This window comes from Bradyrhizobium ganzhouense (genome assembly GCF_049949285.1).
Taxonomy (GTDB): domain Bacteria; phylum Pseudomonadota; class Alphaproteobacteria; order Rhizobiales; family Xanthobacteraceae; genus Bradyrhizobium; species Bradyrhizobium ganzhouense.
On sequence record NZ_CP181318.1, the window covers coordinates 8217122 to 8231944 of the forward strand.

General features: G+C 61.8%; 14 protein-coding genes. 8 read left to right on the forward strand and 6 right to left on the reverse strand.

The features are described from left to right. Positions 1 to 66 precede the first annotated feature (66 nt). The 3 genes from ACLFLU_RS38210 to ACLFLU_RS38220 all read left to right on the forward strand — a co-directional run bounded on the left by ACLFLU_RS38210 (position 67) and on the right by ACLFLU_RS38220 (position 3762). Positions 67 to 1530: a catalase gene (locus tag ACLFLU_RS38210; RefSeq protein ID WP_426409786.1), complete on the forward strand. Its 1464-nt coding sequence runs from the start codon at positions 67 to 69 to the stop codon at positions 1528 to 1530. A 183-nt stretch (positions 1531 to 1713) separates the two neighbouring features. Then, positions 1714 to 2754 carry a ferrochelatase gene (gene hemH, locus ACLFLU_RS38215; protein WP_426414161.1) on the forward strand — a complete coding sequence of 347 codons (1041 nt, stop codon included), beginning with the start codon at positions 1714 to 1716 and terminating at the stop codon, positions 2752 to 2754. Positions 2755 to 2799: 45 nt separating this feature from the next. Then, a complete protein-coding gene (locus ACLFLU_RS38220; protein ID WP_426409787.1) occupies positions 2800 to 3762 on the forward strand; it encodes a GlxA family transcriptional regulator in 963 nt (320 codons plus the stop codon). A gap of 10 nt (positions 3763 to 3772) precedes the next feature. Here the strand turns inward: ACLFLU_RS38220 and cydB are convergent, their stop codons facing one another. From cydB to fdhD, 3 genes are all read right to left on the reverse strand, one after another. Then, entirely contained in the window at positions 3773 to 4762 is a 990-nt protein-coding gene (gene cydB, locus ACLFLU_RS38225; RefSeq protein ID WP_426409788.1) for a cytochrome d ubiquinol oxidase subunit II, read from the reverse strand. Positions 4763 to 4764: 2 nt separating this feature from the next. Then, on the reverse strand, positions 4765 to 6174 hold the full coding sequence (locus tag ACLFLU_RS38230; protein WP_426409789.1) for a cytochrome ubiquinol oxidase subunit I: 1410 nt from the start codon (positions 6172 to 6174) through the stop codon (positions 4765 to 4767). A gap of 158 nt (positions 6175 to 6332) precedes the next feature. Further along, positions 6333 to 7160 (reverse strand): formate dehydrogenase accessory sulfurtransferase FdhD, encoded by an 828-nt coding sequence (fdhD, locus tag ACLFLU_RS38235; protein ID WP_426409790.1) that lies wholly within the window; start codon positions 7158 to 7160, stop codon positions 6333 to 6335. Between the two features lie 246 nt (positions 7161 to 7406). Between fdhD and ACLFLU_RS38240 the strand changes: the two genes are divergently transcribed. From ACLFLU_RS38240 to ACLFLU_RS38250, 3 genes are all read left to right on the forward strand, one after another. Next, entirely contained in the window at positions 7407 to 7856 is a 450-nt protein-coding gene (locus ACLFLU_RS38240; RefSeq protein ID WP_426409791.1) for a DUF2231 domain-containing protein, read from the forward strand. Beyond that, a complete protein-coding gene (locus ACLFLU_RS38245) occupies positions 7853 to 9199 on the forward strand; it encodes a PQQ-dependent sugar dehydrogenase (RefSeq protein WP_426409792.1) in 1347 nt (448 codons plus the stop codon). The genes ACLFLU_RS38240 and ACLFLU_RS38245 overlap by 4 nt, the downstream gene beginning before the upstream one ends. A 77-nt stretch (positions 9200 to 9276) precedes the next feature. After that, positions 9277 to 9816 (forward strand): cytochrome family protein, encoded by a 540-nt coding sequence (locus tag ACLFLU_RS38250; RefSeq protein ID WP_426409793.1) that lies wholly within the window; start codon positions 9277 to 9279, stop codon positions 9814 to 9816. A 24-nt stretch (positions 9817 to 9840) separates the two neighbouring features. Here the strand turns inward: ACLFLU_RS38250 and ACLFLU_RS38255 are convergent, their stop codons facing one another. Both ACLFLU_RS38255 and ACLFLU_RS38260 read right to left on the reverse strand, forming a co-directional pair. Continuing rightward, a complete protein-coding gene (locus ACLFLU_RS38255; protein WP_426409794.1) occupies positions 9841 to 11226 on the reverse strand; it encodes an ATP-binding protein in 1386 nt (461 codons plus the stop codon). Between the two features lie 57 nt (positions 11227 to 11283). Next, the gene (locus ACLFLU_RS38260; RefSeq protein ID WP_426414162.1) at positions 11284 to 11964 is read right to left on the reverse strand and encodes a response regulator transcription factor; all 681 of its coding nucleotides are present in this window, start codon (positions 11962 to 11964) and stop codon (positions 11284 to 11286) included. 391 nt (positions 11965 to 12355) lie between these two features. Here ACLFLU_RS38260 and ACLFLU_RS38265 point away from each other — a divergent pair, with 391 nt between their 5' ends. Continuing rightward, entirely contained in the window at positions 12356 to 13288 is a 933-nt protein-coding gene (locus tag ACLFLU_RS38265) for an NAD(P)-dependent oxidoreductase (protein WP_426409795.1), read from the forward strand. 319 nt (positions 13289 to 13607) lie between these two features. Beyond that, on the forward strand, positions 13608 to 13853 hold the full coding sequence (locus ACLFLU_RS38270) for a hypothetical protein (protein WP_426409796.1): 246 nt from the start codon (positions 13608 to 13610) through the stop codon (positions 13851 to 13853). Between the two features lie 317 nt (positions 13854 to 14170). Here the strand turns inward: ACLFLU_RS38270 and ACLFLU_RS38275 are convergent, their stop codons facing one another. Next, positions 14171 to 14497, reverse strand: a complete 327-nt coding sequence (locus tag ACLFLU_RS38275; RefSeq protein WP_426409797.1) for a hypothetical protein — start codon at positions 14495 to 14497, stop codon at positions 14171 to 14173. Between the last annotated feature and the right edge of the window lie 326 nt (positions 14498 to 14823).

Genomic DNA, 14823 nt, shown 5'->3' on the forward strand with positions numbered 1-14823 from the left:
ACTCTTGTCATTCTCCTATTGATCCGAGGATGACAAGGTTCACCACACCAATGCAGGAGAACCCCCATGAACGACAAGTCTCAAAGACCGTTTCTGACGCACGCATCGGGCGCGCCCGTCACGGACAACGTCAATATACAAACTGCCGGGCCGCGCGGACCGGCATTGCTGCAAGACGTCTGGCTGATCGAGAAGCTCGCGCATTTCGACCGGGAAGTCATTCCTGAACGGCGAATGCACGCCAAGGGTTCGGGCGCTCACGGCACGTTCACGGTCACCCACGACATCACCCGCTATACCAAGGCGAGGATCTTTTCCGAGATCGGCAAGCAGACGCCGATGTTCGCGCGGTTCTCGACGGTCGCCGGCGAGCGCGGTGCGGCGGACGCCGAGCGCGACATCCGCGGGTTCTCGCTCAAATTCTATACCGATGAAGGCAATTGGGACATGGTCGGCAACAACACGCCGGTCTTCTTCTTCCGCGATCCGTTGCGCTTTCCCGATCTGAACCACGCGATCAAGCGCGATCCCTATACGGGCATGCGGAGCGCCGACAACAACTGGGATTTCTGGACGCTGCTTCCCGAAGCGTTGCACCAGGTCACCGTCGTCATGAGCGAGCGCGGCATCCCCAGAAGCTACCGCCACATGCACGGCTTCGGCAGTCACACATACAGCCTGCTCAACGCGAACAATGAGCGCGTCTGGGTGAAGTTTCATTTCCGCACCCAGCAGGGCATCCAGAACCTGACTGACGCGGAGGCAGAGGCCCTGGTCGGAAAGGATCGCGAAAGCCATCAGCGCGACCTAATCGGCAGCATCGAGCGACGCGAGTTTCCGCGCTGGACGCTGTGCATCCAGGTGATGACGGACGAGCAGGCGACGAAGTTTGCCTTCAATCCGTTCGATCTCACCAAGGTCTGGCCGAAGGCCGATTATCCGCTGATCGAGGTCGGCTATTTCGAGCTCAACCGGAATCCGGAAAACGTCTTTGCCGAAGTCGAGCAGGCCGCGTTCTCGCCCGCCAATATCGTGCCGGGTATCGGCTATTCGCCGGACAAGATGCTCCAGGCGCGCCTGTTCTCCTATGGCGACGCGCAGCGCTACCGGCTTGGCGTCAACCACCACCACATCCCGGTCAACGCACCGAAATGCCCGTTCCATAGCTATCACCGCGACGGCGCGATGCGGACCGACGGCAATCTTGGCCGCACGCCGACCTACTGGCCGAACAGCCGCGGCGAATGGATCGACCGGCCCCAGTTGAACGAGCCACCGCTCGAGATCACGGGGGCGGCCGCGCATTGGGATCACCGTGTGGACGACGACCACTGGCAGCAGCCCGGCAATTTGTTCCGGAAGATGACCGCGGCACAGAAGCAGACGCTGTTCGAGAATACCGCGCGCCAGGTGGGTCAGGCCGCAAGGCATATCCAGGAGCGACACGTGGCCAACTGCGCCAAGGCGGACCCGGCCTATGGCAAGGGCGTTGCCGACGCGCTGGCCAGGTTCGCTGAGGGCAAACTGTAACCGTCGTCAGATGAGGTTGAAACGCGGCCCGCGCCGATCGGCGCGGCCCAAAGAAGCGACACGCCGGGACCCGCCGAGGCTGACGGTCGCCGCGGGCTGACAATGCCGCCAGATATCGCAGCGCCCGAATTGGCTTTTGCCGCAGATCCCCTGCAGCTCGAGCGTTGTGAGGAGACGGACAAGATGACTCCGCTGTTCGACATCGGAAGGCCGCCGGACTCTCCGAAAATCGGCGTGCTCCTGAGCAATCTCGGCACTCCGGACGGCACGGACTATTGGTCCGTCAGGCGATACCTCGCCGAGTTCTTGTCTGATCGAAGGGTGGTTGAAGCGCCCAGGCTACTCTGGCTCTTCATCTTGAATGCGCTGATTCTGACGACCCGACCACGACGAAAGGGACAGGATTACGCAACGATCTGGAACCGCGACCGGAACGAGAGCCCGCTCAAGACCATCACGCGGTCGCAGGCAGAGAAGCTGCAACAGTCTATCCGTGACGGTCTTCTTGGCGATTCGACATCCAACGTCATCGTCGACTGGGGGATGCGTTACGGAAACCCGTCCCTGAAAGCCGCCACCGAGAGGCTCGTGGCCAGCGGATGCGAGCGCATCCTCTTCGTCCCGCTCTATCCGCAGTATTCGGCCGCCACGAGCGCGACGGCTTGCGACAAGCTCTTCGCGGTGCTCGCATCCATGCGAAATCAGCCGGCACTGCGGGTCGCAGCGCCATACTACGATCAGGATACCTATGTCGATGCGCTTGCGGGCTCACTGACCGAGCGCCTCCTTGGCGCCGGTTTCGAACCGGACGTCATCGTCGCATCCTTTCACGGCATGCCGCTCACCACTCACGTCGCGCGCGATCCATACTATGCCCATTGTCACAGGACTGCGGAGCTCATTCGGACACGCTTGGGGTTATCGCAAGACCGCCTCATCGTCTCGTTCCAGTCACGCTTTGGCCGGGCAGAATGGTTGAAACCGTATACGGACGAGACCATAAAGGCGCTTGCGGCGAGGGGCGTCAGGCGGATCGCAGTCATAACCCCCGGTTTCTCGACCGATTGTCTGGAAACAATTGAGGAAATCGGACAGGAAAACGCGAAATACTTCTTCGACGAAGGCGGCGACGCATTCGCTCGCATCGATTGTCTGAACGACAGCAGCCGCGGAATGCGCGTGATCGAGGCGGTTGTGCGCCGTGAATTGAGCGGCTGGGTCTGACGCCACCGGCCAGGGACGCCCGCGCCGTGTGATGGGGGGAACGAGATGACTGGCACGCCGATCGCGATTATTGTGCCGCCGAACGCGCAATCATTGGACATTTCCGGTCCTCTGGATGCCTTTCTGGAGGCCAATCGGCAGGCTCCCGGCAGGTGCAACTACGATGTGCGTCTGTTGTCGACCAGTCCGGATCGAGCTGTGACGGCAGGAGCAATGTCGATCTTGACCCATGGCTCGATCTTTGAAGACGAGCAGCCGATCGATACGATGCTGGTCGCGGGCACCCCCGACTACGCTCGCGCTTACACGGACTCGCCTCTCCATGCCTGGCTGCGACGGCACGCGCCGCGCAGCCGCCGTCACGGCTCCGTCTGCACCGGCGCCTTCTTTCTCGGCGCCGCCGGATTGCTGGATGGATTCAGCGTGACGACACATTGGCAGCACGCCAGTGAATTGGCGGAGCGATTTCCGGCCGCAAAAGTGGTATCCGATCAGATCTTCGTCGAGGATGGTCCGCTTTGGACATCGGCCGGCGTCACGGCCGGAATCGACCTCGCACTGAAGCTGATCGAGAACGATCACGGGCGCGATGTCGCGCTCTCCGTCGCCCGCCGCCTGGTCGTCTTCCTGAAGCGACCGGGCGGCCAGTCGCAGTTCAGTGCTCATCTCGCCGCGCAGGTCGCGACCGAAGGGCGCATTCAGACGATCCAGCATTGGATCCTCGATCATTTGCCCCTTGACCTGACGGTGAAGACGCTTGCCGCGCGGGCCGCGATGAGCGTGCGCAATTTCACCCGCGTCTTCCAGGAGGAGGCCGGAATGACGCCGGGCGACTTCGTCGAGATGGCGCGCGTCGACTCGGCCCGGCGGTTGCTCGAGGACACCGACAAACCGTTGCAGCGCGTCGCATCCAGCTGCGGCTTTGCAAATCCCGACGTGATGCGGCGCGCCTTTTTGAGACGCATTGGCACTGGCCCCAGCGAGTATCGCGAACGTTTCCGCGGATAAGGCCTCAGGATCAGTAGTGACCGGGCGTCGTCTCCACCTTGCCTCTGAACACCCGATACCCGATCGCGACATACAGCACCATCAAGGGGAAGACGAAGAGGCCCTCGCCCCAGAACATGAAGGCGAGACTGGCGTGAGGCGCCGCCGCCTCGTCGATCGTGATGGCAAATGGGATCATGTAAGGCCAGAACGACAGTGCCAGCGTTCCAAACGCCGCGACGAAGATGACGGCAACGGCAGCGAACGGCCAGCGATCGTTGTGACGCAGGATGCTGCTGGCCAGCACCACCGCAGCCATAGCTCCGATGGCAGGAAACACAAACAGGTAGGGTCGATCGAGCCAGCGATGCATGATCGGCAAGTTCGTGATCAACGCATGCGCAAACACCGCGATCAGGAACGCCAGCACGGCAAGTGCCAGCGCGGGTATCTGGCGGCGAGCCCTGTCACGGACGTCCGATTGGCACTTCTGCACCAGCCAACTCGCGCCTAGAAGGGCGTAAGCCAGACACAGTCCGGTACCGCACAACAGGGAAAACGGGCTCAGCCAGCCGAAGATGCCGCCGACATAGACCCCGTCGGTGAACTTCAGGTCCTGCACCAGGGCGCCGACCGTCACCCCCTGCATGAAGCTCGCAGCGAACGATCCGCTCACGAAGCTCACGTCCCAGATCCAGCGAAGTTGCGGCGTCGCCCTGTGACGAAATTCGAAGGCAACGCCACGCAGGATCAAGCCGAGCAGCATGATGATGACCGGCAGATAGAAGGCTGACAGCAGTGTCGCATAGACGACCGGAAATGCGCCCCACAGGATCACGCCGGCCACGACAAGCCAGGTCTCGTTGCCATCCCAGACCGGCGCGACGGTGTTGAGCATCGTGTCGCGGTTCGCCTCGCCGCCGGCGAAACCAAACAGCATGCCGACCCCGAGATCGAATCCGTCGAGCAGCAGGTAGATCACGATGCTGATGGCAAGAAGTGCAACCCAGAACAAGACCATCTCTATTCTCCTGCGCGCGTGTAGCCCGACCGAATGAGATCCGGATCGGCGAGCGACATCGGACGATTTGGCGAGGCGTCGTGCGGCGGATCGACGACGAGGCGCGCCGGACCGATGCGCAAAAGCCGATAGATGTAGAATGTGCCGAACGAGAAGATGAAGAGATAAACAGCGCCGAATAGCACGAGCGAGGTCATCGCCGCCGGCGCCGTCAGGAACGGCGTCACGGCGTCGGCCGTCCGCAGCAATCCGTAGATCGCCCAGGGCTGTCGTCCCACCTCGGCAACATACCAGCCGGTGAGAATGGCGATGAACGGAAGCGGAAAACCAAGGAAGATTGCCCAAAGCATGGCGCGGTTTCGGCGCAGGCGCCGCTTGATGCTCAGATAGGACCCGAGCCACGCGATCGCGAGCATGACCAGCCCGCAGCCGACCATGATGCGGAACGTTACGAACGGTATCAGCACCGGCGGGCGATCCTGCGGCGCGAAATCTGCCAGCCCCACCTCCTTCGAGGTCAGGCTCGAACTCGCGATAATGCTTCCGAGAATCGGCACCTTGATCTCGAATTTGTTGCTTTCAGTCGCCGGATCCGGCAGTCCGATCAGCACTTCGCTCGCGGGCTGCTCGTCGTGCCAGCGGCCCTCGATCGCTGCGAACTTCACCGGTTGATAGTCGTGAACGTAGTCGCCGACCAGATGACCGAATAAGAGCTGGACAGGGATCAGGATTGCCGCGAGGAACAGCCCCATTCGCAGCATCACCCGGGATTCGGCGTAGTAATCGCCGCGCAACACGTACCATGCGCCGGTCGCGGCAACGCAAAATGCGCCCGTGAGATAAGCCGCCAGCAGCATGTGCGGAAAGCGCGACCATACGACCGAATTGAAAATGATCTTCGTCCAATCGTCCGGCACGAAGTAGCCGTTCTGGACGACGTAGCCGACCGGCACCTGCATCCAGCTGTTGTTGGTCATGATCCAGAAGGCGGACAACGTGGTTCCGAGCGACACCATCGCGGTGGAGACCAGATAGAACCATGGCGGCACCCGCTTGCGTCCGAACACGAGGACTCCGAAGAAGCTGGCTTCCAACATGAATGCCGTGAATGTCTCGTAGGAGAGAAGCGGCCCCTGGATCGGTCCGGACATCTTCGACAAGACGCTCCAGTTCGTTCCGAACTGGAATCCCATGACAACGCCCGAGACGACGCCCATGCCGAAAGCAACGCCGAATATCTTGAGCCAGAATTCGAACAGCGCCTGATAGACGGGACGGCCCGTTCGCATGTGCATTGCTTCGAGGACGGTCAACCAGGCCGCAAGACCGATCGTGAAGGCCGGGAAGATGATGTGAAATGAGATGGTGAAGCCGAACTGTATCCGCGACAGCAGAAGTGCCGTTGCATCCATGTGAGCCATCCTTTCCCCTCACGGGTCTCGCCTTGATCCCGCCCTGGTGCAGGTAGGATTCGCTTCGCGAGGGCCTTTTCCGGAGCGAGTGTATTTTGCGCATTTGCACGCCGGATCCTGCCGAAGCGACGGAGGGATCTAGCGTGCGCGAGGAGCGTTCACGCGGCGATGGTCGGACAGTCGGAAAAGATGAGGCGATCGGGATGGGTAAAGATCTCATATCCATCCGCACGGGCGACCGCGATCAGCGTGATGCCTGCCTGATCGGCTGTCTCAACTGCGAGCGAGGTCGGTGCCGAGACCGCGACGAGGACAGGAGCGCCGATCCGGGCGGTTTTCTGCACCATCTCAACCGAAACGCGGCTTGTCAGAAGGATCGCACCGCCTGCTCGCGCCATGTCCTGTCGCATGAGTGCACCGGCGAGTTTGTCGAGCGCGTTGTGACGCCCGACATCCTCCCGCACCAGATTTATGCCGCTGCGCGGCTGCCAGAACGCGGCGGCGTGCACGCTCCGTGTCTTCTGATTGAGTTCCTGCAAGGGCGCCAGCGCGCTCATGGCGTTCAACAAGTCGCGTGCGCGAAAGGTCGCAGTGCTTGATACATGCGGTGGCGCCGGACAGGCCTGCTCCAGGCTTTCGATTTCGCACAATCCGCAGCCGACCGGACCGACCATGGCCCGGCGACGCGCCGAGAGTTCGTCCGCCCGGTATCGGCCCAACCACATTTGGACCTCGATCCCGAGGTTGCTCCTCACGATCTCGATGCTGGCAATCTCGTCGGCCTGCTCGATGATCCCTTCCGTCAGGGCAAAGCCAACTCCGAAATCCTCCAGATCGGCTGGCGTGGCCATCATCACCGCGTTGGTGGATCCGCCAAAGGTGAGCGCAATCGCGCTCTCCTCGGCCACATATCTCGATGCAAGCGCAGGGTTTCCACCGCACCAGAGGAGCTTCGCTCGCTGCTGAAACGGACTACCGGTGATCATTGCTGCTCTCCCCAGCTACGTTGCTCATCAAGAGAGATATCTTCGCCTGACGATCGGATTTTCCTGATCGCACGACAGTGCAACTGGCCGACCGGCTTGTCCCGCTGCGTGCGAATTCGAAAGATTTGCTGGGGGTCGATAGCGATATCGAAGACAGGCGCCCAGTCAGGTCAATGGATCCGCGTAGAGCGCCATTCTTTCGTGGGCGCAAGGACACCTAGAAATCGATGCACGGAGCGCGCAAGCATGACCAAGTCGGAAAGTACCACCCTCACCAGTCGGCCACAGGCCAGGAGACGCAGAGTTCCCATTCACCAGATGCTGGTACCGTTTCCAGTCGCCTATTTCGCGGCGGCATTCGCCACCGACCTGGCCTATAGCCGGACCGCCGAGGTGATGTGGTACCGGTTTTCCGTCTGGCTGATTGCGGGGGGACTGGTCATGGCTGCGCTTGTCGCGCTGGCCGCCTTGATCGACCTCTTTCGCGGCCAGAGACCGGCGTGGATCCGCACATCGGCCTACGCGTCCGCGGTCGTGCTATCCATTTTCAATGTCCTCGTTCACAGCCGCGACGGCTATACCGCGATCGTCCCCACGGGCCTCACTCTCTCGGGAGTCGCGCTCGTCCTCCTGCTTCTCGCGATGTCCCCAGGCTGGACGTTGACCCATCGCTATCGCATCGGAGCAAGGGCATGACCGAAGTCAAGGCGAGCTTGTCGCGGGTTGCTGCCATCATGGCCGCTGTCGCCGGATTGGGTCTGGCCGGCTGCAACGATACCGGAGGCGACCCAAAGCTGCAGATCGGCGCAAATCCCGCGCTGCCCCCACTGCATCAATATCTGCTGCCACCGATCCGGATCGCGACGCCGGTGGGATGGGGATCCGAGGCACCCAAGGTACCGCAGGGGCTGCAGGTCCATGCGCTTGCCACGGCGCTTCAGCACCCCAGATCGGTCTACGTCCTGCCGAACGGCGACGTGCTGATCGTCGAGAGCAACGGCCCAAAGGCGCCGGTATTCCGTCCCAAGGATCTGATCACCGGCGTGGTGCAGCTGTTCGCCGGCGCCAAGGCGAAGGACGCTAACCGAATTACGTTGCTCCGCGATACCAATGGCGATGGCGTTCCCGACACGCGAACGGTGTTTCTGGATCACCTCAATTCGCCGTTTGGCGTAGCGCTGGTTGGTCACGATCTCTACGTCGCAAATACGGACGCGATAATGCGCTATCCGTATCAGGACGGGCAGACCAGCATCACCGCCAAGGGCACCAAGCTGACTGATCTGCCGGGCGGCCCGATCGATCATCACTGGACGAAGAGCCTGCTGGCCAGCCCCGACGGATCCAAGCTCTACGTCGGCGTCGGGTCGAACAGCAACGTCGGAGAGAACGGCCTGCAGGCCGAGTATGAGCGTGCCGCCATCTGGGAGGTCGACCGCGCGACCGGTGCGCATCGCGTTTTCGCCAGCGGCGTGCGCAACCCGACAGGCCTGCAATGGGAACCGACGACCGGCAAGCTTTGGGCGATTGCCAACGAACGCGACGAGATCGGGCCCGATTTGGTGCCGGATTATCTCACCTCAGTGCAGGACGGGGGCTTTTACGGCTGGCCGTACAGCTATTATGGCCGGCATCTCGATCCGCGCGTTCAACCGCAACGGCCAGATCTGGTGGCCAGAGCGATCGTGCCGGACTACGCGCTCAGCTCCCACGTGGCTCCGCTCGGATTTGCCATGTCCGCCGGCCATGGTTTGCCTGCAAACTATGAAAGCGGCGCCTTCGTCGGAGAGCATGGCAGCTGGGATCGAACACCACTCAACGGTTACAAGGTGGTCTTCGTACCCTTCAAGGATGGCAGCCCCTCGGGCCCCGCGCAGGACGTCGTCACCGGCTTTCTGGATGCAGACAACCACACTCACGGCAGACCGGTCGGTCTTGCCGTCGATCGGACCGGTGCGCTGCTGATCGCCGACGATGTCGGCAATACCGTGTGGCGCGTCTCGTCGGCCAACGCCCCTGCTCCGAAGCCGGCCTCGTAGCAAACGAGCGAGCTTGGGTGGGCCCGTGCAGCACGGGGCCCACCTACGTTTCTTCCACCCCGTTCGGAATAGCCACCATGAACCCTGGTCCCTTCTCTGCCGTATCGAAGAGCTCGCTGGCGTTTGGCCTGCTGTCAGCTTCCATCGTGATCCTGCTGACAACCGCCTTTGTGCACCTGCCCGGAGCTCACGCGGGCGCACCAAGCGCCTCCTCCACTCAACCGCCAGCGTACCTGCCAAGCATCAGCGACATGATGATTGAAACGATTCAACCCAGGCACGAGCGAATATGGAGCGCCGAGCAAGCCGGCGATTGGGAGTTCGCCGCCTACGAGCTAGGCAATCTCCGCGGCGCATTCGGCCGACTTGGACGGGCGCATCCGATGGAGCAGAATACCCCGCTTCCCGACATGATCGAGTCCGTTACCAAGCACCCCTTCGAGGATCTGAAGGTTGCGATCGATCGGAAAGATGACGCGGCGTTTGGCAGAGCCTATGACACGCTCAGCGAGGCCTGCAACTCCTGTCACCAGGCGTTAAACCACGGCACGGTTGTGATTGGCCGCCCGGCGGGAACTTCCCAATCAGACTTGATCTTCGGCAAGGCTGGGCGGTAGTGCCGCATCTGGCCATCGCATCGATCATTTCTGCGGCTGGTTCGCTCCATTGGACTTGTCAGGACAGACGATCTCGACGCGCCCCCCGGGACCGGGGCGGATGACCAGCCTGAAGCCATGCAGCTTGACGATGGCCGCCACCAGGCTCAGTCCGAGCCCGACACCCGGCGTGTTGCGCATCTTGTCGGAGCGGTAAAATCGCCGCAACACGGCTTCACGCTCCTGTTCACTGATACCCGAACCGGTATCGGTCACGCGCACGATCGTTTCGTTGTCACCACGCAAGAGGTCCAGGCTGACCTTCCCGCCAGCCGGCGTGAACTTGATGGCGTTGTCGACGAGGTTTGCCACGGCCTCGAAGAGCAGATCCCGGTCACCCCAGACATGCAGCTTGCGGTCGATATCAACACCAAGCCCGATGCTCTTGTCCTCCGCGATCGGCTCGTAAACGTCGCATACTTCCCGCAGGATTTCATGAAGCGCAACATTGCCGAACCCGGCCGAACGCCGGCCGTTCTCGATCTCCGTCAGTCGCAGCAGCGCGGTGATGATCGCGAGCGACTGATCAATGCCCCCGATTGCCTTGTCCGCGACGGCCTGAAGTTGCTCAAGGGTGGTTGCGTGCGTGCGCCCGCGCTCCAGGGACAGCCGGGCGCGCGTCAGCGGGGTCCGCAGATCGTGCGCAATATCGTTACCGACGCCGGCGAGCGCATTGATCATTGCCTCCATTTCATCAAGCATGCCGTTCACGATCACAGCCAATCTGGAGAACGGATCGTTGACATCTCGATGCGGAAGGCGTTCGCGCAGGTCACCGGCGATGATGCGCTGGACCCGTTGATTGACCTCCTCGACCCGCCTTTGGGAACGTACGCTCAACCAGGCTCCGGCCAACAAGCACAGACAGAGCGCCGGCAGCAGCCCCAGCATGAGGGCTTGCCCCACGACACTCGATATCTCGCGTGTCTCGTCGACGTTCCGTCCCAGGACGAGGACGCTGCCGTTTTCCAGACGCCTGCCTACCGCGCGAATCAGCGGATCACCACCCTGCGATTGACCAACCCGCGCCACCTTCGCAGCTTGCGCCGCTCCGTCGACCCTGAAGTCCTGCGGCATCCGTGCGAGATTGCCAGCAAGCCGATTGCCGGCAGGATCAAACAATCCAGCATACTGGACGCCTCGGGAATCCTGGGCGAGATGATCCGAGATTGCATCAACGCGGCGGTCGCGCGGCAGGACCGCAATGAAATTGAGCTGTTGGGCGATCATGCGATCGGATCGCGTGATCAGATAGCCGTCAATCTTCCAGTAGATGAAGCCGAATATCGCGATCATGAATACGGCGAATACGGCGGCCACCGCCGAGGCCCAGCGGAAGGTGTTCGAGCGTATCAATTGGAGCTGGCGCATCGATCCCGCCGGTTGGAGTTCGGACCTCATTCGATCGCCAGACGACGGCGCTGGCGTCTATTGCTGCGCTCGCAGAATGAACCCGGAGCCCCTGACATTGTGAATCAACTGGGGTTCGCCAGCGCCGTCGACCTTGTGCCGCAGCCGGCCCATATGCACGTCGACGAGATTGGTTGTGGACGGGACGAACTTGTAGTTCCAGACCTCTTCGAGCAACATCGCGCGGGTCAGCAATTGATCACTTCGCCGCATCATGTATTCGAGGAGGCGGAATTCGCGCGGCAATAGATCGATCTCCCGTTCGCCGCGCCTAGCGGTACGCTCGATCAGATCGAGCTCGAGAGGACCGACCCGCAACGTCGTCCCACGGCTGTCTGTGGGACGACGGAGCAGGGCTTCAATTCTTGCTATGAGCTCCACGACTGCAAAGGGCTTCGTCAGGTAATCGTCTCCGCCGCTTCGCAAGCCTCGCACCCGATCGTCGACGGCCCCGAGCGCGCTCAGCACCAAAACGGGGGTACTGACCTGGTCTCTCCGTAACGCCTCAATGATCGTGAGCCCGTCCATACCGGGCAGCATGCGATCGACAATCAGGACATCGGGATGCAGCGCGCGAGCCTTGTCGAGGCCGTCGATTCCGTTTGACGCCCACTCGACCTCAAACCCAAGCTCGCTCAGCTCGGCCACGATCTCCTCGGCCGTTCCCGCGTCGTCCTCGATCAGAAGTACCTTCATCATCAGCTCGATCTCAGGTGTGCCAAAGTGCCCGGCCGGCCGGCTGGAAATCATATGCTCGCTCGTTGGCAAAGTCATAGGCACCGTCCAAATAGCCGACTTGGAAATGAGCCGGACCGCGCTACCCAACTCCTTGGCTTAGCGCCGCCCGCTTCGGACTAGCACGCCGCCTTGCCAAAGCGCGGCAGGGCCCTCGCGGAAAGACATAAACTCTCCGTCGCGGCGGCGCCATTAAATAGCAATTTAAAGACTTTAATCGGGGACCGCCCAGCGCATGATCGCTTCGCCGCGCGGCTCCGCCACCCGTTTCCCGCAACATTGAAATCGATTTTAGACGACATCCTTCAGTCGGCCGCTTACGTTCCCGGGTACGCCATCAAGAGGACGAGCCGCCATGCTGGACGATGTCGACGAACGGAACACGAACGGCAATCCGCAGGCTGATCTACCGATGTCCTCCAAAATCGGATTTGTCGGGCTCGGCCTGATGGGTACAGCCATGGCGGCCAATCTCGTGGCCGACGGTCGCAACGTATGCGCCTATGTGCGTCGGCCGGAGCGCATCAACGACCTCCACGCGCTCGGCGTCCCGGCCACAACGCGTCGCTCGGACTTGTTCGACAGCGACATCATCATCACCATGCTGCCGGATGACGCTGCCGTGCGGAATGTCTTCTTTGGACCCTTCGGGATATCGGAGTCATTACAGCCAGGCGCGATCCATCTGTCGATGAGCACTATCAGCACCGACACCTCGGCCGCGCTCCTGCTCGAGCACGAGCGACGCGGTCAAGGCTACGTTGCAGCCCCCGTGTTCGGCAACCCCGACGCAGCCAGAGCCCGACAGCTGGCCGTCATCCTGGCAGGCAGCCCAGCTTCGTTGGGACGTTGCCGTCCGGTGACGGATTCACTGGGGCAGACGTTTGTCGTCGGGACCGATCCCGCGCAAGCCAATCTCATCAAGCTGCTCGGCAACATGATGACGGCGACAGCTCTCGAGGTCCTCGGAGAAATCGTGACCGTTCTGCGCAAACGTGGGCAGGACCCGCGGCAGTTCGTGGATATCATGACCGGCACGATGTTTGACGGCCGCGTTCACAAGAACTACGGCAGCCGGCTCCTCGCCGGCAGTTTCAAACCTGGGTTGACGATGCCGCTGGCGCTCAAGGACGTACGCCTGGCACTCGCCGAGGCGGAGCTGGCGGGCGCGCCCATGCCATCGGTCGGCGTCGTCCGCGACCGGTTGATCACGGGAATCGCGCGTGGGCACGGCGGACTCGACTGGACGGCACTCGGAATCGTGGCCTCGGAGGAAGCGGGACTGTAGGCCCGTCGGCCCGCGCAGCTCGGTAAAACCGCCTCAACGCGCCGCTCGACGTGAGGACTCACCACAGCGCCGCAGCGTGGCCGATCTTCGTCCATTCAATCCTCCTTCGAGCTGCGCTCTCGAAAAGGTCTGCGCGACTACCCGCGTTTCTCGCAAAAGCGCGTATCGATACCAATTGACGCCACTTCTCGCCCTTCCGAGTCACGCTCCATTGAAGCCACGTGAGTGCTTCGTGCGTTTGGCTGATCCGTGATCCATCCCATCTGCTCGGACGGGCCGCTCCTTGACTCGGCCCGCTCTTTTTCAACGGAGAAGCTCAATGACGAATCTCAAACTGCTGTCGACTGGACTGATTGCGGTGGCCATGCTTGCTACGCCCGCCATGGCGCGTGAAAGCGGCAGCCATGCTCGGCGCACTGCTATGGAAGCCAATGCCGCCGCGCCGGAGGCGCCGTTCTATTCCGGTGACCGTGCCTGCGTTCAGCCGCCGCGCGTCGGCGCATATGCAACGGCGCCGTGGACCGGCAACAACATTCCCTGCGAACCGGGCACGGGCCCGTTCTAACCTGCGTACTGCGGTTCGGCCTATTCGACTGTTCTTTTTGCGCCTTGGCGCTCGTGACTCTTGGTCGAACAGCGCACTGACAAGGAGCGGGCTGGACTCTCTTCCAGCCCGCTCTTTTTGATCGTTCTCTCCGGCGGCAAGCGTCAATCGCGTCCCTCTTTGGTCTCGCAATTTCTCGACTTGCCGCGACTAGACAGTACTCCGCTCTTTGTGAAGGCAATTTGAATAGCGCGGCTGCCACGCGTCCCTACTCTTTCAAGCATCGCAAAAGCCTGGCGACGCAGGAGCGTACGGATGCTGCGCTGACCGGTGAACATTCAAATACACGGAGTATCCTGATGAAACGAGTGATGATGATCCTGGCTACGGCCGCGCTTGCCTCCGCACTGGCTGTCGGTGCGGCGGATGCACGGGGCGGCGGCGGAGGTGGTGGCGGTCACGGCGGAGGTTTCGGCGGTGGCGGACACATGGGCGGTTTCGGAGGAGGCGCGCACATCGGCAGTATCGGCGGCGGTACGCACGTGGGCGGCTTCGGTGGAGGCGTTCATCTCGGCGGCATGGCAATGCGTGGCGACATGGGTCGGATCGGTGGCGATCATCTCGGCCTTGGCGATCATCCCCATCCGTATGGCACGGGTATCCATGACCACGCCATGAACCACTACGGCAGATACCGGCCGGGTTACGCGTATTACGGCGACCCCGACTGCTACGATTGGTACGCCCTGCATCCGGATCAGCCATTGCCGCTCAGCTGCAGCTAGTGCAGCCGGAGCTACCTGCCTTCGGTCTGGGTCTGCTTGCACCATCCGGTGCCGATGACAGTCGCAATCGGGGGCGTCAATTCGAAGTGACGACTCTGAAGTCCAATTTAATGGCGACACATCGCCAGCGGCAATATCTCGGACCTATCGAGCTCGCCCATTCGACGCCGCCAACGGAGAGCGCCAAGCCGCGATTCCGTGAGACA